At 67.0% G+C, this 23,912-nt stretch carries 14 protein-coding genes; all 14 read left to right on the top strand.

Features of this window, described 5'->3' with window-relative positions:
* Nucleotides 1–28: 28 nt before the first annotated feature.
* The 14 genes from NA3_RS22475 (at nucleotide 29) to NA3_RS22410 (ending at nucleotide 23,809) form a co-directional block, all read left to right on the top strand.
* On the top strand, nucleotides 29–1,984 hold the full coding sequence (locus NA3_RS22475; RefSeq protein ID WP_062965597.1) for a glycosyltransferase: 1,956 nt from the start codon (nucleotides 29–31) through the stop codon (nucleotides 1,982–1,984).
* A 62-nt stretch (nucleotides 1,985–2,046) separates the two neighbouring features.
* Complete coding sequence (locus tag NA3_RS22470) at nucleotides 2,047–2,580, top strand: phosphatase PAP2 family protein (protein ID WP_062965736.1); 534 nt, start codon at nucleotides 2,047–2,049, stop codon at nucleotides 2,578–2,580.
* Nucleotide 2,581: 1 nt separating this feature from the next.
* Nucleotides 2,582–3,529: a decaprenyl-phosphate phosphoribosyltransferase gene (locus NA3_RS22465; RefSeq protein WP_062965596.1), complete on the top strand. Its 948-nt coding sequence runs from the start codon at nucleotides 2,582–2,584 to the stop codon at nucleotides 3,527–3,529.
* A 4-nt stretch (nucleotides 3,530–3,533) separates the two neighbouring features.
* Nucleotides 3,534–5,492, top strand: a complete 1,959-nt coding sequence (locus tag NA3_RS22460) for an arabinofuranosyltransferase AftB family protein (protein ID WP_062965595.1) — start codon at nucleotides 3,534–3,536, stop codon at nucleotides 5,490–5,492.
* Nucleotides 5,493–5,776: 284 nt separating this feature from the next.
* A complete protein-coding gene (locus NA3_RS22455) occupies nucleotides 5,777–6,787 on the top strand; it encodes an alpha/beta hydrolase (protein WP_062965594.1) in 1,011 nt (336 codons plus the stop codon).
* Nucleotides 6,788–7,154: 367 nt separating this feature from the next.
* A complete protein-coding gene (locus NA3_RS22450) occupies nucleotides 7,155–8,165 on the top strand; it encodes an alpha/beta hydrolase (protein WP_227995415.1) in 1,011 nt (336 codons plus the stop codon).
* 492 nt (nucleotides 8,166–8,657) lie between these two features.
* On the top strand, nucleotides 8,658–9,587 hold the full coding sequence (locus NA3_RS22445) for an alpha/beta hydrolase (protein ID WP_036525379.1): 930 nt from the start codon (nucleotides 8,658–8,660) through the stop codon (nucleotides 9,585–9,587).
* A gap of 233 nt (nucleotides 9,588–9,820) precedes the next feature.
* Nucleotides 9,821–11,629, top strand: coding sequence for an alpha/beta hydrolase-fold protein (locus NA3_RS22440; RefSeq protein ID WP_062965593.1), 1,809 nt, complete (start codon nucleotides 9,821–9,823; stop codon nucleotides 11,627–11,629).
* A 143-nt stretch (nucleotides 11,630–11,772) separates the two neighbouring features.
* Nucleotides 11,773–12,321 carry a DUF732 domain-containing protein gene (locus tag NA3_RS22435; RefSeq protein ID WP_084491778.1) on the top strand — a complete coding sequence of 183 codons (549 nt, stop codon included), beginning with the start codon at nucleotides 11,773–11,775 and terminating at the stop codon, nucleotides 12,319–12,321.
* The gene (locus NA3_RS22430; protein ID WP_062965592.1) at nucleotides 12,318–13,310 is read left to right on the top strand and encodes a cutinase family protein; all 993 of its coding nucleotides are present in this window, start codon (nucleotides 12,318–12,320) and stop codon (nucleotides 13,308–13,310) included. Before NA3_RS22435 ends, NA3_RS22430 begins: the two co-directional genes overlap by 4 nt.
* 180 nt (nucleotides 13,311–13,490) lie before the next feature.
* Entirely contained in the window at nucleotides 13,491–14,483 is a 993-nt protein-coding gene (locus tag NA3_RS22425) for an LLM class F420-dependent oxidoreductase (RefSeq protein ID WP_227995505.1), read from the top strand.
* A gap of 242 nt (nucleotides 14,484–14,725) precedes the next feature.
* Complete coding sequence (gene fadD32 / locus NA3_RS22420) at nucleotides 14,726–16,648, top strand: long-chain-fatty-acid--AMP ligase FadD32 (protein WP_181838437.1); 1,923 nt, start codon at nucleotides 14,726–14,728, stop codon at nucleotides 16,646–16,648.
* 244 nt (nucleotides 16,649–16,892) lie between these two features.
* Complete coding sequence (gene pks13 / locus NA3_RS22415) at nucleotides 16,893–22,268, top strand: polyketide synthase Pks13 (protein WP_062965589.1); 5,376 nt, start codon at nucleotides 16,893–16,895, stop codon at nucleotides 22,266–22,268.
* Complete coding sequence (locus NA3_RS22410; RefSeq protein WP_062965588.1) at nucleotides 22,265–23,809, top strand: acyl-CoA carboxylase subunit beta; 1,545 nt, start codon at nucleotides 22,265–22,267, stop codon at nucleotides 23,807–23,809. Before pks13 ends, NA3_RS22410 begins: the two co-directional genes overlap by 4 nt.
* Nucleotides 23,810–23,912: the final 103 nt, after the last annotated feature.

Genomic DNA, 23,912 nt, shown 5'->3' with positions numbered 1-23,912 from the left:
GGCCCGTACCGCGGATGCAGGAAGTGAAATGACCGCACAAGTGACCCTCGAGGATATGAGCACCGAGACCCGCGCGAAATCCCTGCTGCAGCGCATCATTCTGCCTCGCCCCGGCGAGCCGCTGGATGTGCGGACGCTGTATCTGGAGGAATCGGCGACGAACGCTCGGCGCGCTCATGCTCCGACGCGCACCTCGCTGTCGATCGGCGCCGAATCGGAAGTGTCGTTCTGCACCTATTTCAATGCGGTGCCGGCCAGTTACTGGCGGCGCTGGACGATTCTGGACTCGGTGGTACTGCGCCTGGATCTGTCCGGGCACGGCCGGGTGGACGTCTACCGTTCCAAGGCGGACGGCTCCCGAATCCACGTGCGCGGCAAGGAATTCGCGACCACCACGACGGGCCGTGAAGCGCTCACCGCACCGTCGGATGTCACCACGGTCGAATTCGAGGTCGAGCTGGCGCCGTTCGAGGACGGCGGCTGGATCTGGTTCGACATCACCACCGATTCCGCGGTCGAATTGCGCAGCGGCGGGTGGTACGCGCCGATCGAGGCGCCCGGTGAGGGCAGCATCGCGGTGGGCATGCCGACCTTCAACCGTCCCACCGACTGTGTGAACACCCTCGCGGCCCTCGGCTCCGACCCGCTGGTGCTGGAGAAGATCAAGGCCGTGATCATTCCCGATCAGGGCAATCGCAAGGCCGTGGACGAACCCGGATTCGCCGAGGCGGCCGCGGTTCTCGGCGATCGGCTCGCCATTCACGATCAGCCGAATCTCGGCGGTTCCGGTGGATACAGCCGCGTCATGTACGAGGCGCTGAAAACCACGGACGCGCAATACATCGTCTACATGGACGACGATATCGAGATCGAGCCGGACTGCATTCTGCGCGCGCTGGCCTTCGCCCGTTTCTCCCGAACCCCCACGCTGGTGGGCGGGCAGATGCTGAATCTGCAGGAGCGTTCGCATCTGCACACCATGGGCGAGGTGGTCGACCGCGGGATCTGGATGTGGACCGCGGCGCCGAATGTCGAATACGACCACGATTTCTCGAAGTACCCGCTGCGCGACCGCGACAATTCCAAACTGCTGCACCGGCGCATCGACGTCGATTTCAACGGCTGGTGGACCTGCGTGATCCCGCGCGTGGTGGCGGAGCAGATCGGTCAGCCGCTGCCGCTGTTCCTGAAGTGGGACGACGTGGAATACGGGCTGCGTGCCCGGGCGGCCGGATATCCGACGGTCACGCTGCCGGGTGCGGCGGTCTGGCACATGGCGTGGAGCGACAAGGACGACGCCATCGACTGGCAGGCGTATTTCCACCTGCGCAACCGCCTGGTGGTCGCGGCGTTGCACCTCGGCAACGACGGCCGTCCGATGATCGTCAATACGGTCAAGGCGACGCTGAAACATCTGCTGTGCCTGGAATATTCGACGGTCGCCATTCAGAACCAGGCCATTCGCGATTTCCTCGCCGGGCCCGACAAACTGTTCGAACTGCTGCCCACCGCGCTGGGCCAGGTCGCCGCGATGCGGAAGGAATTCCCGGATGCGGTGATCGTCGGCTCCTCGACGGACCTGCCGCTGCCCAGCGGCGCAGATGTGGGTGCGGTCGGTGAACCGTCGAATCCGCTGGCGAAGATCGTCCGGCTCGGCAAGGGCGTGGCGCACAACCTGCGCAAGGCCAAGACCGAGCATCACGACCGCCCGCAGTTGAACGTCCCGACACTGGACGCGCGTTGGTTCCTGCTCTCGCAGGTCGACGGGGTTACCGTGACCACAGCCGACGGGCGGGGCGTGGTCTACCGCAAGCGCGATCCGCGTCAGGCCCGGGAGCTGTTCGCCGAGGCGATGCGGCTGCGACGGGAACTGGCCGCCCGGTTCCCCGAGCTGCGGGAGCGGTACCGTGCCGCACACGCGCGCTTGACCAGCACCGCGGCCTGGGAGAACGCGTTCGGAATCAACACTAGCGAGGACAAATGACCGCCCCAGCCTCCTCCGATCCGACCGGCGCCCCGCATCTGCAGGTGGTGGCGGACCCCGAGGTGTCCAAGCCCGCGGAGGTCAAGATCCTCAACGCCGTGCAGGGTGCCATCGGCACGCCGCCGGTGATCAAGGCCGCGCGCGGGATGTCGCATTTCGGTGAGCACGCGCTCGGCTGGATGGCCATCGGCGCCGCGGGCGCACTGGTCGACAAGTCCCGCCGGCGTCAGTGGGCCGGAGTCGCGGTCGGCGCCTTCGGGGCGCACGCCGCCTCGGTCGTCATCAAGCGCATCGTCCGGCGCCCGCGCCCGAACGATCCATCGGTGCAGGTCAACGTCTCGACACCGAGCAAACTGAGCTTCCCGTCCTCGCATGCCACCTCCACGACGGCGGCGGCCGTGTTGCTCGGGAAGTTGACCGGGCTACCCTTGCCTGCGGTGCTCGTGCCGCCGATGCTGCTCTCCCGGGTCGTTCTGGGAGTGCACTATCCCTCCGACGTGCTCGCCGGATCCGCTCTGGGTGCGGCATCCGCCGCAGCCGTGCTAGCCGCCGAAAAGAGATTCGCCAGTGACCGCACAGGAAAGAACCCTCGCTGATATGAGTGAAGAGCCGACCGGCACCGACCTCGACGAAGCCGTCCTCAAGGGTCCGCCGAAGACACTGGCCGGCGGAATCGTCAAGGCCGTGCGGCCACGGCAGTGGGTGAAGAACGTCCTCGTGCTGGCGGCGCCGCTGGCCGCGGGTAAGGACGCGGTAACCGGTGCGTACGTGCTGGCGGACGCGACCGTGGTCGCCCATATCGCGATCGCGTTCGTCGTGTTCTGCATGGCGGCCTCGGGTATCTACCTGGTCAACGACGCGCTCGACGTCGAGGCCGACCGCGCTCACCCCACCAAGCGATTCCGGCCCATCGCGGCCGGCGTGGTGCCGGTGAACCTGGCGTATTCGCTCTCCGCGGTGCTGCTGGTCGGCTCGATCGCGGGGTCGTTCCTGGCGTCCTGGCATCTGGCCGTCGTGATGGCGGTCTACATCGGCATTCAGCTGGCCTACTGCTTCGGCCTGAAACACCAAGCGGTGCTCGACATCTGCATCGTGTCCTCGGGCTTCCTGCTGCGCGCGGTCGCCGGTGGCGCGGCCGCCGATATCCGGCTCTCGCAGTGGTTCCTGCTGATCATGGCCTTCGGTTCGCTGTTCATGGCGGCCGGTAAGCGCTACGCGGAGTTGAAGATCGCGCTCGACACCGGCGCCAAGATCCGCAAGTCGCTGCAGTACTACACACCCACCTACCTGCGCTTCATCTGGACCCTGTCGGCCACCGCGGTGGTGGTCTTCTACGGTCTGTGGGCGTTCGAAACCGATCACAAGCACACCCAGTGGTTCGCGATCTCGATGATTCCGTTTACCATCGCAGTCCTGCGCTACGCGGTCGACGTCGATGGCGGCGAGGCCGGGGAACCCGAAGAGATCGCGCTGGGGGATCGCATATTGCAGCTCCTGGCCATCGCCTGGATCGGAGCGGTAGGTGTCGCTGTCTATCTCACCTGACGAGATGCTGGTAGCGGGAGACGAACACGGGGAGGGGGCAGACGCGGAGTCGTCCGATCGCGCACTACAGCGCGACGGCGATGCCGCGCGCCGCTTTTCGGTGCTATCCCGCACGGTATTCGTCGGTGGGGTCATCGTCACCGTCGCGTTGTTCGGTATCGGTGCCTGGCAACGGCGCTGGATCGCCGACGACGGCCTGATCGTCCTGCGCACCGTGCGCAATCTGCTGGCCGGAAACGGCCCGGTCTTCAACGCCGGCGAGCGGGTGGAGACCAATACCAGCGCGGCCTGGACCTACGTGATCTGGTTCTTCAGCTGGATCAGCGACGCCCGGCTCGAATACGTCGGTCTGTTTGTCGCGCTGACCCTTTCGCTGCTGGCCGTCGTCTTCGCCATGGTGGGTTCGGCACGGCTGTGGCGCCCGGTCACCAGCGCCGCGCCGACGCTGCTGCTACCCGCCGGTGCGCTGGTCTACATCGCCGTTCCGCCGGCTCGCGACTACGCCACCTCCGGCCTGGAGAACTGCCTGGTCATCTTCTGGCTCGGCGTGCTGTGGTGGTTGCTGCTGCGCTGGAGTCAGGACGAGAAGCGCGGCCTGGCAAAACTTCTCGTGGCCGGCTTCTGGGCCGGATTGTGCTGGGTGGTCCGCCCGGAGATGACCGTCATCGGTGGGCTGGCGCTGCTCGTGCTGTTCTTCGCACCGGTGCCGCGTACCCGGTTGCGCCCGGTGCTGATTCGCGCGCTGCTGGTGGCGGTCGGTGGCGCGGTGCCGGTCGGTTATCAGATCTGGCGCATGGGTTACTACGGCCTGCCCTATCCGAACACCGCGGTGGCCAAGGAGGCCGGCGGTGCGAAATGGGGCCAGGGCCTGAAATACCTGTGGGATCTCGTCGGCCCGTACTACCTGTGGATCCCGCTGCTGATCCTCGTCGTGGTGGTCGCGGTGCTGCTGCGCGGTCGGCGCCGCCGGACTTCCGATGCCACGCCGGCCGGCGATGCCGGACGGCGGGTCCGTCTGCAGCGGTGGCTGCGCTCTCCGGCAGCGGTGGTGACGCTGATGGTCGGCGGCGGTCTGCTGTTGGTGCTGTTCAACATGCGCGTCGGCGGCGACTTCATGCACGGCCGCATGCTGCTGCCGCAGCTGTTCTGCCTGATGCTGCCGGTTTCGGTGCTGCCGGTCCGGTTGCCGGTCGGCGACCGGGCCGGATGGCTGCGGTGGTCGTTCGCCCTGCCGCTGATCGCCTGGGCCGGAACGGTCGGCTGGGCGCTGTTCGCGGCCAACACCACCGCCGACACCTCGGGCGGGCAGATCAGTGCCTCGGGCATCGTGGACGAGCGGATCTACTACGTCCTCAACAGCGGGCACGACCACCCGGTGCTGGCCGAGGACTATCTGGACTACCCGCGTATGCGGGCCATGCTGCAGGACATCGCCGCCACGCCGGACGGTGGCCTGCTGATCAACTCGCCCTCGTTCATGATGTGGTACGTCGCGCCGCCGCCGCTGCCCATTCCGCCCGGCGGCTACGGGCACACCGTCTACTTCCTCAATCTGGGCATGACCAGCATGAATGTCCCGCTGAGCGTGCGCGTCATCGACCAGGAGGGCCTGGCCTACCCGCTCGCCGCCCATACCGACCGGCTGGCCGACGGACGTATCGGACACGACAAGAACCTGTATCCGGACTGGGTGATCGTCGATACCGGTATGGTCGACCAGCATCCGTGGATGCCGTGGTTCCTCGACGAGAAGTGGGTGCGCCAGGCGCGGACCGCGCTGTCGTGCCCGGCGACCCAGGATCTGCTGGCCTCGTATCGGGCCCCGCTGACCTGGGATCGTTTCAAGCACAATGTCATCCAGTCGCTGCATTTCGCGAAGTACCGCATCGATCGGGTGCCCAAGTACGAGATCCAGCGTTGCCATCTGGTGGATCCGACGACACCGCCCCCGGTGCCGAACTAGACCGCCCGACGGCAACGAAGAAGTCGTATATTAGTCTCGGTTTGATAACGCCGACGTATCGATTTCACGATACGCTCGGTGAAGGACGTCCGTCGGGGGCGCATCTCCGCATGCGCACGGGTGATCATTCGCAGAGAAAGAACAGCGGTCGGACGGGCCGCGCTACGGGAAAGGCCGGACAGGGTATGCGAGGCGTGACTGTGCGATGGGTGCAGCAGAGACGTCGGAGACGGTCGCAGCAGCCGTCGGCGCCTCATCGAGCGGGGTGGCTCAAGCGGTCCGCGGTGGGCGTGGCCTTGGCGACGTTGCTGCCGTTCGGGGTGTCGGTGGCAGAGGCCGGACATGCGGCCGCCGCCTTCAATCCGACAGGTATCGACTTCTGGGTCGATTCGTCGATGGGGCCGATCAAGTCACGCATCTTCCGTGCGGCCGACGGCAACACCGGACGGGTGGTGTACGCCCTCGACGGTATGCGCGCCCAGGGCGACATCAGCGGCTGGGAGAAGGAAACCAACATCATCCCGGCGTTGGTCAACGCCAACATCAACGTGGTGATGCCGGTCGGCGGTCCGTCGAGCTTCTACGCCGACTGGAACGCGCCGAGCAACTTCTTCGGCATCGATACCGGTTCGGTCGGCTCGTCCGGCTCGGCCTCGACCGGCTCGGCGATGACCGGCTCCTCGAACTACAACGAGACGCTGGGCAAGGTCAACACCTACAAGTGGGAAAGCTTCCTCACCCAGGATCTGCCCAATGCGCTCGGCTCGCGGTTGGGCTTCAGCTCGCACCGCAACGGCGTCTTCGGCCTGTCGATGGGCGGCAGCGCCGCGCTGACCCTGGCCGCGTACCACCCGGACCAGTTCAGCTACGCGGGCTCGTTCTCGGGCTACCTGAACATCTCCGCGCCGGGTATGCGTGAGGCCATGCGCGTGGCGATGCTGAGCGCCGGTGGGTACAACATCGACGCGATGGCGCCGCCGTGGGGCCCGCAGTGGTTGCGGATGGATCCGTTCGTGTTCGCACCGCGGTTGAAGGCCAACAACACTCGGCTGTGGGTCGCGGCCGGCAGCGGCATTCCGTCGCCGCAGGACGCGGTCGCCCCGCTCGACATCGTTCAGGGATCGCCGCTGGAGGCGTTGGCGTTGGCCAACACCCGGGCCTTCCAGGTCCGCATGATGACTCTGGGCGCCGGCAACGTCACCTACGACTTCCCGAACGTGGGTGTGCACAACTGGCACAACTGGGAGGACGAGGTCTACCGGATGCTCCCTGATATGTCGGCCAATATCGGCTGATATCAGCACGACTCACGGCCCCGCAGCGGACGTTCGCTGCGGGGCCGTGTCGTATCCTGCGCCGGCCCGACGGCATGTGCCGCAGATCACCTTTCGGACTATTTCCGTGTTGAATCATTCGATCGCGCTGCTCGATCACCGATACTCGATTGGTATCGAAGAACCTGCAGTACAGCGGCGAGTGCCTTCGCCGAAACGCTTTGTCTGTGTTGTCCGGAACGAGCGGCGGTTCGTGCGGTGTGGGATCGGGTGCGACCGCCGCTTCAGGCGAAAGGCCGTGTCGATGCGAATTGCTCGCAGGAAGCCGTTGCTCGGAGGAAGGCCCGGTCACGGGCCGGGTTCGTGGCTCAGGCGCTCGGCGCTGGGCATGGCGTTGGCATTGTTGCTGCCACTGGGAGTTTCGGTACTCGGCAACGGCGCGACCGCGTCGGCGGCGTTCGACCCGTCGGGCTTCGACTTCTGGGTCGATTCTCCGGTGATGGGTCCGGTCAAATCCCGAGTTTTCCGGGCCAAGGACGGCAACACCGATCGCGTGGTCTACGCGCTCGACGGTTTGCGGGCACCCCAGACGTTGAACGGCTGGGAGATCGAGACGAATGTCGCGCAGGTGCTGACCGACTGGAATATCAACGTGGTCATGCCGGTCGGTGGCCAATCCAGTTTCTACGCCGACTGGAATGCGCCCAGCTCGTTCTTCGGCATCCCGTCGAGCAATTTCGGTTCGGTCAACACCGGATCCGGTGCGACCGAGGCATTCCTGGGCGGGCCCGGGAAGGACTATCGCTACGACTGGGAGACGTTCCTGACCGGCCAGTTGCGCGATGCCCTGCGCGATCGGCTCGGCTTCCGGGCAAGCCGCAACGGCGCATTCGGATTGTCGATGGGTGGTAGCGCCGCGCTGACGCTGGCGGCCTATCACCCGGACCAGTTCAGCTTCGCCGGATCGTTCTCGGGCTATCTGAACATTTCCGCCCCCGGTATGCGTGAGGCGATTCGGATGGCGATGGTCGACGCGGGCGGTTACAACGTCGATTCGATGGCTCCGCCGTGGGGTCCGCAGTGGCTGCGGATGGACCCGTTCGTCTTCGCGCCGCGCCTGATCGCGAACAACACCCGGCTCTGGATCGCCGCCGGCAGCGGCGTCCCGTCACAGGAGGACCTGGGCCTGCCGCTGCCGGCGGCGGCCGACCACATCATGCGCGGTGCGCCGCTGGAGGTGCTGGCATTGGCGAATACCCGGGCCTTCCAGGTGCGGATGATGACGCTGGGAGCGACCAACGCGGTGTATTCGTTTCCGAATGCCGGTGTGCACGACTGGTTCAACTGGCAAGCCGAGGCATACCGGATGATTCCGGACCTTTCGGCGAATATCGGCTGAACATCCGCGACATCCCGGGCCCCGGCCGAAACGTCCGGGGCCCGAGGCATGTTCGGCGTTTCCTGGTGAAATTCACCGAGCCAGTAGTTGATTCGTCATTTCACGCTGTCATTTCCGGGCGGACGCGATAGGGTCACTGCACGATTACGAATGGCGCACGGGCGGATTTCAGCCACCCGGCGGGGTCCGTGTTGCTAACGATTGGGCGGTCGAATATCGTCCAGCGAGCGCAAGTGTGACCGTTCGTAGCCGCGGCGTCGCTCATGTCGAAAGGTCGGGTTCGACGTGGGCGCAGATCATGCCGTCGCTGACGGAAGTGGTCGTGGCGCGGCGACAACAGCAGACAGCAGCAGAAAGAGAGCAGGATCCATGCGTTTCGGCAGGTCGGCCGCGCCGGTTTCGCATTCGGCGCTCGCGCCGGAGTCAGCCCCCAGAGGGCGGCGAGGCGCTCAGCGCGGTTGGCGCACACGACTTCTCGCTGCGGGTGCCGCGATGGCACTCCCGATTGCGGCGGGCATCATGGCTCCGGCCGCTATCGCCGCTCCCGTTCACGCACCCGTGCACCAGACCCCCGCGGGCGGCTACGACGAGCTGATGGTGCCGTCGAGCATGGGCCCCATCAAGGTCCAGGTGCAGTGGGCGCGCAACGGCGGTAACGCCGCGCTGCTGCTCCTGGACGGCCTGCGTGCTCGCGACGACCGCAACGCCTGGTCGTTCGAGACCAACGCGCAGCAGATGTTCGGCAACGACAACGTCACCCTGGTGATGCCGGTGGGTGGCCAGTCCAGCTGGTACGCCGACTGGCAGGGCCCGAGCAACACCAACGGCCAGAAGTTCACCTACAAGTGGGAAACCTTCCTCACCAAGGAACTTCCGGACTTCCTCAGCAACTACGGGGTTTCGCGGACCAACTACGCGGTCGCCGGTCTGTCGATGAGTGGTCCGGCGGCGCTGCGCCTGGCGGCGTTCCACCGCGACCAGTTCAAGTACGCGGCCTCGTTCTCCGGTCCGCTGAACTGGAACGCCCCCGGTATGCGCGAGGCGATTCGCGTGATGATGCTCGACGCCGGCCGCTTCAACGTCGACTCGATGGCCGCGCCGTGGAGCCCGCAGTGGCTGCGTTCGGACCCGATGGTGTTCGCGCCGCAGCTGCGCGGTCTGCCGATGTACATCTCGGCCGCCAGTGGTCTGCCGGGTCAGTACGACCACCCGAACGGCCTTGTCGGTGCGTTCAATACCGGTAACGCCATGGGCATCGAGCTGATCTCGATGGTCAGCACCCACTCGTTCAAGGCTCGGCTGGACTCGCTGGGCATTCCGGCCGCCTACGACTTCCCGCCCACGGGCACCCACGCCTGGCTCTACTGGCAGGACGAGCTGGCCAAGGCTCGCACGGGCATTCTGGCCGCACTGAACGCCTGATCAAGGGCCGTAACAACAGCTGAAACCGGCGCCGCGCAGATCCGATCTGCGCGGCGCCGGCATGTTGCGGGCGGGCGTCGGTTGCCTTGTGCGCTGCGATTTCTCAGGTTTGCTGTCCGCGCGTCCTACCGCCTCGAGCGGTCCGGGCGCGGTACAACACTCCTGTGGCAGGTGTGGCATCTGGTAGACGGGGGACGGTTCGTCGCGGCCGCTGGGGCCGCCGACGACTCGCGATGCTGGCCGCTGCCGTGGTCGTGCCGATCGCCTCCGGAATCAGCGTCGCGCCGCTTCCGGCAGCCGCCGAACCCGCCGCGGTGCCCGCACCGGCCGGGGCGAGCGTCGAGAAGGTCGTCTGGCTGACCGATCGCCGCGTCGCCCTGTGGGTGAATTCGCCGTCCATGGGGTCGCCCGTCCAGGTGCAACTCCTGCTGGCCCGAGACTGGAATTCCCGCCCCGACGCGCGATTTCCGCTGCTGTACATGCTCGACGGGCTGCGCGCGCAGGACGACGAGAGCGGCTGGACCAAGGATGCCGGGGCCGTCGACTTCTACGCCGACAAGAATGTCACCGTGGTCCTGCCCATCGGCGGCCAGTCGAGCTTCTACTCGGACTGGGTGCAGCAGGACAACGGCAAGAACTACAAGTGGGAAACCTTCCTGACCAAGGAACTGCCTCCGCTGCTGGAGAGCCAGTGGCGCGCCACCGATGCTCATGGCGTGGAGGGGCTTTCGATGGGGGGTACGGCCGCGATGTTCCTGGCCGGCCGCAATCCGGGCTGGGTGAAGTACGCGGCCTCGTATTCGGGTTTCCTGACCACCACGAGTGTCGGTATGCCGCAGGCGATCATGTTCGCGATGCGCGATGCCGGCGGATTCGACGCCAACGCCATGTGGGGCCCGCCGACGAATGCCGAGTGGTCCGAACACGATCCGTATCAGCTGGCGCCCAAGCTCAAGGGCGTCAGCCTGTACGTCTCCGCGGGCAGCGGGACCACCGGCGCCTACGACAAGCCCTCCGACATCCCGGGCATCAGCACCAATTACGCCGGGATGGGCCTGGAAATGCTGTCCCGGCTGACCAGTCAGAACTTCGTCGACAAGCTGAACAAGCTGTCGATTCCGGTACAGGCCAATTACCGCCCCTCCGGCACACATTCGTGGCCGTACTGGGATTTCGAGATGCGTCAGTCCTGGCCGCAGGCCGCGGCCGCGCTCGGCGTGGAGGCCGAGAAGCCCGCGTGCGCGGTGAACGGCGCGGTCGCCGCGGCCGTGCAGATCGACAAGTGGCTCGGTGACTGTGTCACCGGCGAGTACCAGGTGACCAACGGCAGCGCGCAGGACTTCAAGGGCGGCCGGATGTTCTGGTCACAGGCCACCGGCGCCCATGCCGTCGCGGGAGCGATCGGCGGAACCTATCAGGCGACGGCCGGACCGGGTGGCCCGCTGGGCCTGCCCACCTCCGCCGAACAACCACTGCCCGACGGCCAGGGCCGCTTCCAGACCTTCCAGGGCGGTTCGGTCTATTGGACGCCGCAGACCGGCGCCCAGGTGATCCGGGGGGCGATCCTCGCCGAATGGGAGCGGCAGGGCTTCGAACGCGGCCCCGCGGGCTATCCGACCGGGCCGGAGGCCAGGACGCCGAACAAGGACGGCGTGGTCCAGGGCTTCCAAGGCGGTCCGATGTACTTCAGCGACAAGACCGGGGCGCACCGGGTGCAGGGCCTGATCCTCGGCAAGTACGCGCAGATGGGCTTCGAGAACAGCTGGCTCGGTTTCCCGGCCGCCGAGGAGCAGCCGGCCAAGGACCTGGGCCGCTACAGCAAATTCGAGGGCGGCACCATCTACTGGAGTCCGCTCTCGGGGGCGTGGGCCGTGCGCAACGGCCCGATCATGGACGCGTGGGGCCAGCAGGGCTTCGAGAACGGCAAGCTCGGCTACCCGATCAGCGACGAGTTCCCGGTGCCCGGCGGCGTCCAGCAGAACTTCCAGACCGGATTCGTCGTCGTGCGCGACGGCAAACCCCCCGAGGTGCACGGGGCCTAGGGCGATAAGTCACCTTTAAGTGGTTGATGAGGGTTCCGGCCATGGAATCCCTGTCCGCGCCGGTTGCCGTTAACCTGGAGCGCGACCTGCTAGGCCTTGGAAGAAGTTCTAGCCCTCAGCGAACTAGATCGAGGACACGATTCATGCTTCGGACCCGTCCGGTCGGAGAACGGTACATCGCCGGTGGCAAGGTCGCCGGCATCATGGTCGCGCTGGCGGCCACCGGATTACTGGCCGCCTGCGGCGGTAACGATTCCACGGCGTCGAGCACGCCCACGTTGAAGCCGTCCCACACGAGCGCCACGGTCGCGCCCGCGCAGAGTGCGCCGAGCAGCGCCCAGGCGGCGCCCGAGCCCACCCAGGAACCGGCCCCGGCCACCAGCACGGCGAACGAGCGTCCGGAGCCGGCGCAGCCGAACTCGGGCGACACCACGCAGCTGTCGGCGAAGGATCAGGCCTATCTGGACGAGTTGAAGAAGCGCGGGGTGAATCCGTCCAGCCCGGACATCGCGATCACCGCGGCCAACTACGTCTGCCAGAGCAAGGCGAGCGGCGCCTCCGACCAGGAGGTCAAGACGTTCGTGAACGCGATGGCGGGTACCGACCCGTCCTTCGATCCGCAGAAGATGTCGGTTGAACAGGCGGGCCAGATCTACATCGACGTCGCGACCCAGTCCTACTGCAACAAGTGAACGCGCTACGACGTTCCGGATATGCGGGGGGCGGTCGCGCCCGCAACCGGCGGCCCGGCTGTCTGCTGTTCGTGCTGATCGCGGTGCTGGTGGCGATCCTGGCGCTGGTGCTGTGGTTCGTGCTCGCGGGCCGGCTGCACGTCCCGAAGCCGGGACCGCCCAAGCCGGGTAAGCCCAGCAGCCAGCCGGCGTCCTGCCCGGATGTGCAGTTACTGGCGATTCCCGGAACGTGGGAGTCGAACAGCAACGACGATCCGCACGATCCGACGGCCAATCCGGCGTCGTTGATGCTGCATGTGACCAATCCGGTGCGGCAGCAGTTCCCGGAGTCCCGGCTCGACGTCTACACCGTCCCCTACGTCGCGCAATTCTCCAATCCGATCGCGATTCCGCCGGACGGTCAGTCCTCCTACAACAACAGCCGGTCCGAGGGCACGCAGCGCGCGCTGGCGGAACTGACCGATATGTCGAAGAACTGCCCGCTCACCAACTATGTGATCGCCGGATTCTCGCAGGGTGCGGTGATCGCGGGTGATATCGCAGCGCAGATCGGCGCCGGGCAGGGACCGGTCGCCGCCGACCGGGTTCTCGGTGTGACGCTGATCGCCGACGGCCGTCGCGTGGGCGGGCCCGGACAGGCCGGTGAGATCGGTGTCTCTCCGCCCGGTGTGGGTGCGGAGGTCGCGCTGAAGGGCCTGTCGGTTCCGGGCATCACGATGACGGGCCCGCGTGCCGGTTTCGGTTCGCTGGCCGGGCGCATGAACACCATCTGCGCGCCCGGGGATCTGATCTGTGACGCCCCGCCGCAGGCGCTGAACCCGCTGAACATCGTGCCCGGCCTGATGACCCTGGCCCACGCCGTGGGCAATCCGGTGCACAGCCTCTACAACACCTTCCAGGTGGACGATCAGGGCACCACGGCCACCCAGTGGACGGCCGCCTGGGCCGAGGGTCTGATCAAGGACGCACCCCACCCGCCGCACAGCTGACGACCAGCGGTGACCGTGGTCGCCGGAGATCCCGGAAAAAAAGTAAACCCGAGGGTCACTCAGATTTTGGTGAAGGCTGTAAAGTGCAGCGATGATCGCGCCACAGCGCACATCCGCACAGCCAGGAGCAGAGAGTTCATGACAGAAGCCGCCGCCGCCGGCGCGACCAGCGGTGTCGAGATGACAGCGCTGGGCGTTCCGGCGCGCGCGTTCCGATTCGCTGCTGCCGGTGAAGGAAATCAGCAGGAGGGCGGTGCGCGGAAATTCGTCAAGCTCGCCCAGCAGGCCGAGGAATACGGATACGACTCCTTCGCGATTCCGGACCACCTCGGCCCCCAGGTCGGACCGATCGCCGCACTCGGCGCGCTGGCCGTGGCCACCGACCGGATCCGGATCGGAACCTCGGTGCTGGCCAACGGTTTCCGGCATCCGGTGGTGCTGGCCAAGGACGCCGCGACCATCGACGTGCTCTCGCGCGGGCGGCTGGAACTCGGTGTCGGCGCGGGCTGGATCAAGAGCGAATTCGACGCCGCCGGCCTGCCCTACGAATCGCCGGGCGTGCGGTTGGAGAAGCTGGACGAGGCGCTGACCATTCTCGACGTGCTCCTGCGCGGGCAGGAATGCCATTTCGAGGGCAAGCACTATCAGGTGCGCGGCATCAAGGGCACGCCGCGGCCGCGGCAGGGCCCGCGCCCGCCGCTGGTCACCGGCGGTGGCGGCCCCAAGATGTTGCGACTGGCCGCCAAGCACGCCGACATCATCTCGGTCGTGCCGCGCACGACCAAGACCGGTAAGGGCCTGCTGTCGGGAATCACCCTCGAGAAGACCATCGAGAAGGTGAATCTCATCAAGCAGGCCGCCGGGGACCGGTTCGGCGACATCGAACTCAACTGGACCATCACCGCCGTCGTGATCACCGACGATCGCGAGCGCACGGCCGAGATGGCGTTGGCCGCCCTTGACAAGGGTTTGCACCCGGATCTCGAGGTCGATGTGCAGTTGTCGGTGGAAGACATCCTGAACTCGCCCTATGTGGCCATCGGCACATTCGAGGAGATCGCCGAGCAGATCCGTAACGTGCGGCGATTGACATCGATGTCCTATGTCGGAGTGTTTCCGACGCAGATGGATGCTTTCGCACCGGTGATCCCCTTGCTGCGAGAGGAGCCGTAGCGAGTCGCCACCGTGCAAGCCGGGGAATCGTTCGGCTCGCTCCGGAGACCGCTTCGGGGCCTGCTCTGTAACATGTCCCTGGCTCGAGTACATCTAGCCGATAGGTGGTCACCGCGCAGGCCACCGGAAAAAGCTGCAGGCAAGCTCTCGCACCACAGAGCGCCCGCGGGTGAAAGAGAGTCGGGGCCTCACAGGTAACAGCGGCCATGTCGCCGTGCTGCGTGTGCCTCGGAGGAGAAGGAATGACGGACGAGACTTTCGACGATTACCTGGACGAAACCGGGAACATCAGTATTCCCGAGGGCCGCACCCTGGTCGATTACGTCGAGAAGCACACCCGCAACGATGCGAACGATCTTGCGTATCGCTATATCGACTACTCCCGCGAGCGCGACGGGGAGTATCAGGACCTGACCTGGAAGGAATTCGGCGTCCGGCTGCGCGCGGTGGCCGCTCGCCTGCAACAGGTGACCAAACCCGGCGATCGGGTGGCGATTCTGGCGCCGCAGGGCCTGGACTATGTGATCTCCTTCTTCGCCGCCATCTACGCCGGCACCATCGCCGTGCCGCTGTTCGATCCGGACGAGCCGGGCCACACCGACCGTCTGCACGCCGTCCTCGGCGACTGCAAGCCGTCGGCGATTCTGACCGCGAGCTCCTCGGCCGCCGGCGTGCGCCAGTTCTTCCGGCCGCTGCCGGCCGCGCAGCGTCCGCGCATCATCGCCGTCGACGCGGTGCCCGACACCCTCGGCGAGTCCTGGGTGCGGCCGGATCTGGCCGTGGACGACATCGCCTACCTGCAGTACACCTCCGGTTCGACCCGGACCCCGGCCGGTGTGGAGATCACCCACCGCGCGGTCGGCACCAACCTGCTGCAGATGGTCAACGCCATCAACCTGGACTGGAATTCGCGCGGTGTCACCTGGCTGCCGCTGTACCACGACATGGGCCTGCTGTGCGTGATCCTGCCGGCCATCGGCGGCAAGTACATCACCATCATGTCGCCGAGCGCCTTCGTCCGGCGCCCGGGTCGCTGGATCTCCGAACTCGCCGCGGTCTCCGACGGTGCCGGCACCTTCGCCGCCGCGCCGAACTTCGCCTTCGAGCACGCCGCGGCGCGCGGTCTGCCGAAGAACGGCGAGACGCTGGATCTGTCGAACGTGATCGGCCTGATCAACGGCAGTGAACCGGTGACCACCTCGTCGATGAAGAAGTTCAACGAGGCCTTCGCCCCCTACGGGCTGCCCAAGACCGCGATCAAGCCCTGCTACGGCATGGCCGAGGCGACCCTGTTCGTCTCCGCGACGCGGGCCGAGGACGAGGCCAAGGTCATCTACGTCGACCGCAACGAACTCAACGCCGGACGCGTGGTGAAGGTCGACCAGAGTGCGCCGAACGCGATCGCGCAGGTGAGCTGTGGCTACGTCGCGCTGTCGCAGTGGGCCGCGATCGTCGACCCGGAATCGATCGACAGCCCCGAGGGCGCCCAGGAGCTGCCCGAGGGCCGCGTCGGCGAAATCTGGTTGCACGGCAACAACATCGGTATCGGTTACTGGGGTCGCGACGAGGAAACTCGCAAGACCTTCAAGAACCTGCTGCCCAACCGCCAGGCCGAGGGCTCGCACGCCGCCGGCACCCCCGACGACGCGATCTGGCTGCGCACCGGTGACTACGGCGTGTACGTCGACGGCGAGCTGTACATCACCGGCCGCGTCAAGGACCTGGTGATCGTCGACGGCCGCAACCACTACCCGCAGGACCTCGAGTTCTCCGCGCAGGAGGCCAGCAAGATGCTGCGCCCGGGCTTCATCGCGGCGTTCTCGGTGCCGGCCAACCAGCTGCCGGCCGAGGTCTTCGCCGCCGACAGCCACGCCGGCCTGAAGTACGACGCCGACAATGCCTCCGAGCAGCTGGTGATCGTGGCCGAGCGGGGTCCGGGCGCGCACAAGGCCGACCCGCAGCCGATCGCCGACGCGGTGCGTGGTGCGCTGTCGCAGCGTCACGGCGTGACCGTGCGCGACGTGCTGCTGGTGCCCGCGGGTTCGATTCCGCGTACCTCGAGCGGCAAGCTGGCACGCCGGGCGTGCCGGGCCGCGTATCTGGAGGGCACCCTGCGCGGTGGCTATCAGCAGCAGGCGTTCCCCGACGCACCGGACGAAGAGTAAGTCGTGCTCCCGGTGACTTCCCACCGTGCCGAGATCGGGGTTTCTCGTCGCCCCGGCCGGTCCGTTGGTCGCTGTGACGTGCCCGTTCGGCGGGCCGTTCGGCAGGCCACGGCGGTGTGGAATTCGCCGGGAGACGCGTTCCGGCGGCGGGTTTTTCCACAACCCGCCACTTATCCACATGACGGCGAATCGGCTGTCAATCCCCGCCCGCGCAACATTCGCACACAGGTAGCTTGAGGAATTGATGGCTGATAACGAGGGCACCCAGACGACGGCAACCACCGGCGACGCGAACGCCGAGGTGGAGCAGACCAATGCGACCGAGCAGAGTGTGACCGAGCCGGGCGGTGTCGCGAAATCCGGCGGTACCGACATGTCGGTGGCCGAGCTGCGCGAGTGGCTGCAGCGCTGGGTCGCCGACGCCACCGGCCAGCCCGTGGAGCAGATCACGGTCGACCGGCCGATGGAGGAATTCGGCCTGGCCTCCCGGGACGCGATCGCCTTGGGCGGTGATATCGAAGAGCTCACCGGCGTCCTGCTGAACGCGACGATCGTGTATCAGCATCCGACGATCGCGGCGCTCGCCGAGCGGATCATCAACGGTGAGCCGGAGGCGCCGGAGGAGGCGGCCGACGACACCTTCTACACCGCCGGATATCAGCCGGGGGCGGCACACGACATCGCCATCGTCGGCCTCTCCACGCGACTGCCCGGAGCCGGCGATACGCCGGAGTCGACCTGGGATTTCCTGATCAACCGGGGTGACGGCATCCGGGAGCTGCCCGAGGGCCGCTGGTCCGAATTCCTGTCCGATCCGGATATCGCGGCGGCCGTGGAGAACGGCAATACCCTCGGCGGCTACCTCGACCAGGACGTGATCAAGGGCTTCGACGCGGAATTCTTCGCGATGTCGCCCGTGGAGGTCGAGCGCGTCGACCCGCAGCAGCGCCTGATGATGGAGCTGACCTGGGAAGCGCTGGAGCACGCGCGGATTCCGGCGAACACCCTCAAGGGCGAATCGGTCGGCGTGTTCATCGGCACCTCGACCAACGATTTCTCGCTGATCGCCGCACTCGGGCTGGGCAAGTCGGACGCCGACGCTCCGGCCTCGGCCGATGCCTACGCTCTCACCGGCGGCTCCACCGCGATCGTCGCCAACCGGGTGTCGTACTTCTACGATTTCCGCGGTCCTTCGGTGGCCGTGGACACCGCGTGCTCCTCGACGCTGGTGGCGGTGCACGATGCGGTGCGCGCACTGCGCAACGGCGACGCCGACGTGGCGCTGGCCGGTGGTGTGAACATGCTGCTGGCCCCCGCGATCACACTCGGATTCGACTCCATCGGCGCGGTCGCGAAAGACGGCCACATCAAAGCGTTCTCCTCCGATGCCGACGGCATGGTCCGCAGTGAGGGCGCCGGCATGGTGGTGCTCAAGCGCCTGGCCGACGCCGAACGTGACGGGGACCGAATTCTCGCGGTCGTGAAGGGTACTGCCGTCAACTCCGACGGTCGTTCCAACGGACTGCCGGCACCGAACCCCGAGGCACAGGTCGATGTCCTGCGCCGCGCGTACCGGGATGCCGGTATCGCGCCCTCGACCGTCGACTACATCGAGGCACACGGCACCGGTACCCCGATCGGTGATCCGATCGAGGCCGACGCGCTCGGCCGGGTGGTCGGCCGTGGTCGCGACGACGACAAGCCGGCGCTGCTGGGTTCGGCGAAGACCAACTTCGGACATCTCGAATCCGGCGCCGGTGCCGCCGCCCTCTCCAAGGTGATTCTGGCGTTGCAGCACAACGTCATTCCGCCGAATATCGGCTACGCGGGGCCGAGCCCCTTCATTCCGTTCGATCAGGCGCACCTCAAGGTTGTCGACGAGCCGACCGAATTCCCGCGCTACAGTGGTACCGCCACCATCGGCGTCTCCGGATTCGGATTCGGTGGCACCAACGCCCACGTGGTCATCCAGGAATATGTGCCGGCCGCTGCCGCCGCCGAGGCGAAAGACGATGCGGCGCAAGGTGCTTCAGCCGATGCCGAGCTCGATGCGGGCCTCGACGACGAGGCGACCGATGTCCTCGCCGGTGCCGAGGCCATCATCGAGGGCAACGATCCGCTGGCCGAACCCGAGCCCGTCGCCGAGGCTGCCGAGTGGACGCAGGAGCGCACCGAGCCGCTGCCGGTGATCCTGCCGGTTTCGGCGTATCTCCCGTCGCGCCGTCGCCGGGCCGCGAGCGACCTCGCCGATTGGCTGGAATCCGAAGCGGGACAGGCTACTCCGCTCGAGGATGTGGCACGGTCGCTGGCCAAGCGCAACCACGGGCGTTCGCGTGGCGTGGTGCTGGCCAAGACCCATGAGGAGGCCGTGGCCGGATTGCGCGCCATCGCCGCCGGTAAGCCGGGGCCGGGTGTGTTCACCGCCGATTCCCCGGCCGCCCAGGGACCGATGTGGGTGCTGGCCGGATTCGGCTCGCACCACCGGAAGATGGGTAAGCAGCTCTACCTGGAGAATTCGATCTTCGCCCGGACCGTGGACGAGGTCGACGAGCTGGTTGTCGACGAGGCCGGATATTCGGTCAAGGAGATGATCCTCGACGACGCCCAGGACTGGGATGTGGGCACCTCACAGGTCGGTGTGTTCACCATCCAGCTCGGTCTGGCCGCGCTGCTGCGTGCGCACGGCGCCGAACCGCATGGCGTGGTGGGGCATTCGCAGGGTGAGGCGGCCGGTGCGTACATCTCCGGTGGTCTCCCGCTCGAGGACGCGGTCCGTGTGATCTGCGCGCGCTCGCGACTGATGGGCGAGGGCGAGCAGATGATCACCGACGACCAGGTGCGCAATATGGCCCTGGTCGAGTACAGCGCCGAAGATATCGAGAAGGTGCTGCCGGAGTACCCGGATCTCGAGGTCGCGGTGTACGCCGCGCCGACCAATACCGTGATCGGCGGCCCGCCGGACCAGGTGCACGCGATCGTGGCGCGCGCCGAAGCCGAGGGCAAATTCGCGCGGGTACTGCAGACCCGCGGCGCGGGGCACACCTCGCAGATGGACCCGCTGCTGGGCGAGCTGGCCGCGGAGCTGGCCGGCATCGAGCCGACCAGGGTGACCACGGATCTCTACTCGACCGTGCACAAGGCGACCGTGTACAAGGCCGGTTCGGACCCGGTGCACGATGTCGACTACTGGGTGACCAATATGCGCGGCTCGGTGTACTTCACCAACGCGATCCGCCGCGCGGTCGACGCCGGTATCACCACCTACCTGGAACTGGCGCCGAATTCCGTTGCGCTCATGCAGGTCATGGGCACGACCTTCGCCGCCGGTGTGCACAATGCGGCTCTGATCCCCACGCTGAAGCGCAAGGAGGACGAGTCCGCGGCCGTCATCGCCGCACTGGCCCAGCTGTATGTGCAGGGGCATCCGGTCGACCTGGTGTCGCTGCTGCCCGCCGGTGACTACGCCGACGTGCCGCGAACCGCCTTCCTGCGCAAGGAATACTGGCCCAAGGTCAGCATCGCCACGGGTTCGGGTAGTGGCCGCGTGCCTGGTGCGCACGTGGCGTTGCCCGACGGCCGCCATGCCTGGGAGGTCGCGGCCTCGGCGGTCACCGATCTCGCCGGACTGGTGAATGCGGCTGCGGCGCAGGTGTTGTCGGACGTCGCACTGGGCGCGTCCGTCGCGCATTCCCCGCTGCCGGCATCCGGCACCCTGACCACGACGCTGACCCCGCATCCGGGCGGCGCCTCGGTCCAGGTCCATGCCCGCGAGGGCGCTGCGTTCCGGCTGCTGTTCGACGCGGTGGTCACCGCGAGCGCACCGTCCACCAACGGAACCCCGGCACCCGCCGTCCAGCAGCCCGCGCCCGCTCCCGCCGAAAACGACAGTGGCACAGCCGATCTCGTCGTCGCGGAGAGTTTCGGCGAACGCTGGGACCCGAACGGTACGCAGACCGTCGAGGAGCGTCTGGCCACCATCGCCGCGGAATCCATGGGTTATGCCGTGGAGGATCTGCCGATGGAGATCCCGCTGATGGAGCTGGGACTCGACTCGCTGATGGCGATGCGGATCAAGAACCGCGTCGAATACGAATTCGACATCCCGTCGCTGCAGGTCTCCGCGGTGCGCGATGCCAGCCTCAACGAGGTCGGCAAGGTGCTGCGCTACGCCATCGAGCACCGCGACGAGGTCGCCGCGATGGCGGAAAAGCAAGCGGCCGATGGCGGTTCGCTCACCGTGGACGACAACTTCGTCGCCGCGGCGCGCGCCGCGATGGAGGCCGGGGAGGATCCGGCCGCGGCGGTGAAACAGCAGGTCGAGGCCGCCGAGCCGAAGCCGGTCGAATCGGCCGCTCCCGCCGAAACCGCCGGTGCGGCCGACGCGGATCGAGAGGCGAACGCCGCGGTGGATTCGGCGAGCGACGCAGCCGAGCCGAAGGATGCGGCCGCCGAAGCCAAGACCGCTCCCGCGAAGGCGGCGGCCGTGTTCGGCGGCCAGGTCGCGGGTACCAAGGAACCGGAAGCCGATGTGCCCCCGCGTGATGCGGCCGAGCGGTTGACCTTCGCCGCCTGGGCGATGGTCACCGGTAAGTCGGCCGGCGGCATCTTCAACACCCTGCCGATCCTCGACGAGGACACCGCGGAGAAGCTGGCCGCGCGCCTGTCCGATCGGGTCGGCAGCACCATCGACGTCGACGACGTGCTCGACTGCGAGACGATCGAACAGCTGTCGGATATCGTTCGCCGCCACCAGGATTCGGCCACCGAGGTCGAGGGCTTCATCCGCCCGCTGCGGCCGCTGCCCGAGGGCTCGACCGCGATCCCGGTCTTCGTCTTCCACCCCTCGGGCGGTAATACGCTGGTGTACGAGCCGCTGCTCAAGCGGTTGCCGGAGGGCACGGCGATGTACGGCTTCGAGCGGATCGAGGGTTCGATTCCCGAGCGAGCCCGCGAATACGCCGCCGAGATCCGCAAGATCTTCCCCTCCGGTCCGTACGTGCTCTACGGCTGGTCGCTGGGTGCGGTGTTCGCCCTGCAGGTCGCCCAGATCATGCGTGCCGAGGGCGACGACGTCCGGCTCGTCGGTCTGATCGACCTGGCGCTGCCGGTCGAGGACGAGGACCCGTCGCCGGAGGGCCGGCGCGCGCGGATCGAGCGGTTCCAGGCGTTCGCGCAGAAGACCTATGGCATCGAGGGTCAGCTCGACGAGGAGATGCTCCAGGAACTCGCGGACGCCTCCGACGAGGAGCAGCTCGAAATCATCATGGGGCTGCTGAAATTCGCCGATGTGAAGATCCCCGGCGGCGTGATGGAACACCAGCGCACGTCGTGGCTCGACAGTCGCGATCTGCAGAAGGCTCAGCCGTCGCACTACGAGGGCGACGTGACGCTGTATCTGGCCGACCGCTATCACGACGGCATCATCGAACTCGAGCCTCGTTTCGCCGATCGGCAACCGAACGGCGGATGGGATGGTTACATCCCCAACCTGGAAGTCATCCACATCCCGGGTGACCACCTCCAGATCATCGATGAACCGCGCGTCGCGCAGATCGGTGCCGACCTCACCCGGAAACTGGCCGCGATCTCCGACGATGCACCCGGGAAGGGAGAGCAGTGAGTACGACCGCCGAGAGGCTTGCCGACCTGCGGAAGAAGCTGGAACTCGCGCAGGAGCCGGCCGGCGAAGCGGGGATTGCCAAGCGGGCCAAGAAGGGGATCCCCTCGCCGCGCGAGCGGATCAACATGCTGCTGGACCCGGGTACCTTCGTGGAAATCGGTGCGCTGGTTCGCAATCCGGCCGATAAGAATTCCCTCTACAGCGACGGCGTGGTGACCGGCCACGGGTTGGTGGAGGGCCGCCCGGTGGCGGTGTTCTCCCACGACCAGACCGTGTACGGCGGGACGGTCGGCGAGATGTTCGGCCGCAAGGTCGCCTCGCTCATGCGCTTCGCCGCCAAAATGGGCTGCCCGCTGGTCGGCATCAACGACTCCGGCGGCGCGCGCGTGCAGGAGGCGGTGACCTCGCTGCGCTGGTACGGCGAGATGGCGATCGCCCAGGAAGCGCTCTCGGGTGCGGTGCCGATGGTGTCGCTGATCCTCGGCAACTGTGCGGCCGGTGCGGTGTATCAGCCGATCTGCACGGATGTCGTGATCGCCACCGAATCCGCGCACATGTTCGTCACCGGCCCACAGATCACTCGCGAGGCCACCGGTGAGGATGTGAGCGCCGACGAGCTGGGCGGCGCGTACAACCAGGCCGATTGGGGCAATATCCACCACGTCGCCAAAAACGAGAAGGCGGCGTTCGAGTGGGCGCGCGAATACCTCAGCTACCTCCCGTCGAGCTGTCAGGAGGAGCCACCGATCGTGAACCCGGGCCTCGAGCCGGAGATCACCGAAACGGATCTGGAACTGAACAGCTTCGTCCCGGATTCCGACAACGCCAGCTACGACATGCACGAGGTGTTGTTGCGGATCTTCGACGACGGCGGCTTCCACGAGGTCGGGTCCGATATGGCCCGCAACATCATCACCGGGTTCGCCCGGGTCGACGGCCGGTCGGTCGGCGTGGTCGCCAACCAGCCGATGTATCTGGCGGGTGCGCTCGACGCCAAAGCGTCGGACAAGGCCTCGCATTTCGTCCGGATGTGCGACGCGTTCGAAATTCCGCTGGTGCTGGTCGTGGATACGCCCGGCTTCATGCCCGGTTTGGAGCAGGAGCGGGCCGGCGTCATCAAACGCGGTGGTCGCTTCCTGTTCTCCTTCGTGGAGGCGTCGGTGCCGAAGGTCACCGTCGTCGTGCGTAAGGCCTACGGGGGCGGCTGGGCGGTCATGGGGTCCAAGGCTCTCGGCGCGGACGTGTACTTCGCCTGGCCCACGGCCCGGATCGCCGTGATGGGTGCGGAGCAGGCGGTCGGCCTGGTCGGCCGCCGCCAGCTCGAGGCGGCGCCGGAGGATCAGCGCGAGGCCATCCGCAAACAGATGATCGACTTCTACAACGCGACCGCCGCCACTCCGTGGCCCGCGGCCGAGCGCGGCTACATCGATGCGGTCATCGAACCCTCGGCGACCCGCTTGGAGATCCGCAAGGCGCTGACGCTGCTGCGCGACAAGCGCCTCCAGCGCAACCCACGCAAGCACCACCTGCTGCCGCTGTAACCGCGCGATCGCCACCGACGCCGGCCTCCGCATCATCATCGATCGAGGCCGGCGTTCGTGTCGGTACGGCGCCGCCGCCCGAGTGCCGGACTCCGGCGTCGTG

It is taken from the genome of Nocardia africana NBRC 100379 (assembly GCF_001612635.1).
GTDB lineage: Bacteria > Actinomycetota > Actinomycetes > Mycobacteriales > Mycobacteriaceae > Nocardia > Nocardia africana.
Note: the sequence above shows the minus strand (reverse complement) of the source record. Positions and strands in the feature narration are given on the sequence as shown.

What these genes read in the sequence shown, in the direction of transcription:
- NA3_RS22475 (WP_062965597.1), top strand. Translation starts at nt 29, where the DNA reads ATGACCGCACAAGTGACCCTCGAGGATATGAGCACCGAGACCCGCGCG.
- NA3_RS22450 (WP_227995415.1), top strand. Translation starts at nt 7,155, where the DNA reads ATGGCGTTGGCATTGTTGCTGCCACTGGGAGTTTCGGTACTCGGCAAC.
- NA3_RS22440 (WP_062965593.1), top strand. Translation starts at nt 9,821, where the DNA reads ATGCTGGCCGCTGCCGTGGTCGTGCCGATCGCCTCCGGAATCAGCGTC.
- NA3_RS22460 (WP_062965595.1), top strand. Translation starts at nt 3,534, where the DNA reads ATGCTGGTAGCGGGAGACGAACACGGGGAGGGGGCAGACGCGGAGTCG.
- NA3_RS22435 (WP_084491778.1), top strand. Translation starts at nt 11,773, where the DNA reads ATGCTTCGGACCCGTCCGGTCGGAGAACGGTACATCGCCGGTGGCAAG.
- NA3_RS22425 (WP_227995505.1), top strand. Translation starts at nt 13,491, where the DNA reads ATGACAGCGCTGGGCGTTCCGGCGCGCGCGTTCCGATTCGCTGCTGCC.
- NA3_RS22445 (WP_036525379.1), top strand. Translation starts at nt 8,658, where the DNA reads ATGGCACTCCCGATTGCGGCGGGCATCATGGCTCCGGCCGCTATCGCC.
- fadD32 (WP_181838437.1), top strand. Translation starts at nt 14,726, where the DNA reads ATGACGGACGAGACTTTCGACGATTACCTGGACGAAACCGGGAACATC.
- NA3_RS22465 (WP_062965596.1), top strand. Translation starts at nt 2,582, where the DNA reads ATGAGTGAAGAGCCGACCGGCACCGACCTCGACGAAGCCGTCCTCAAG.
- pks13 (WP_062965589.1), top strand. Translation starts at nt 16,893, where the DNA reads ATGGCTGATAACGAGGGCACCCAGACGACGGCAACCACCGGCGACGCG.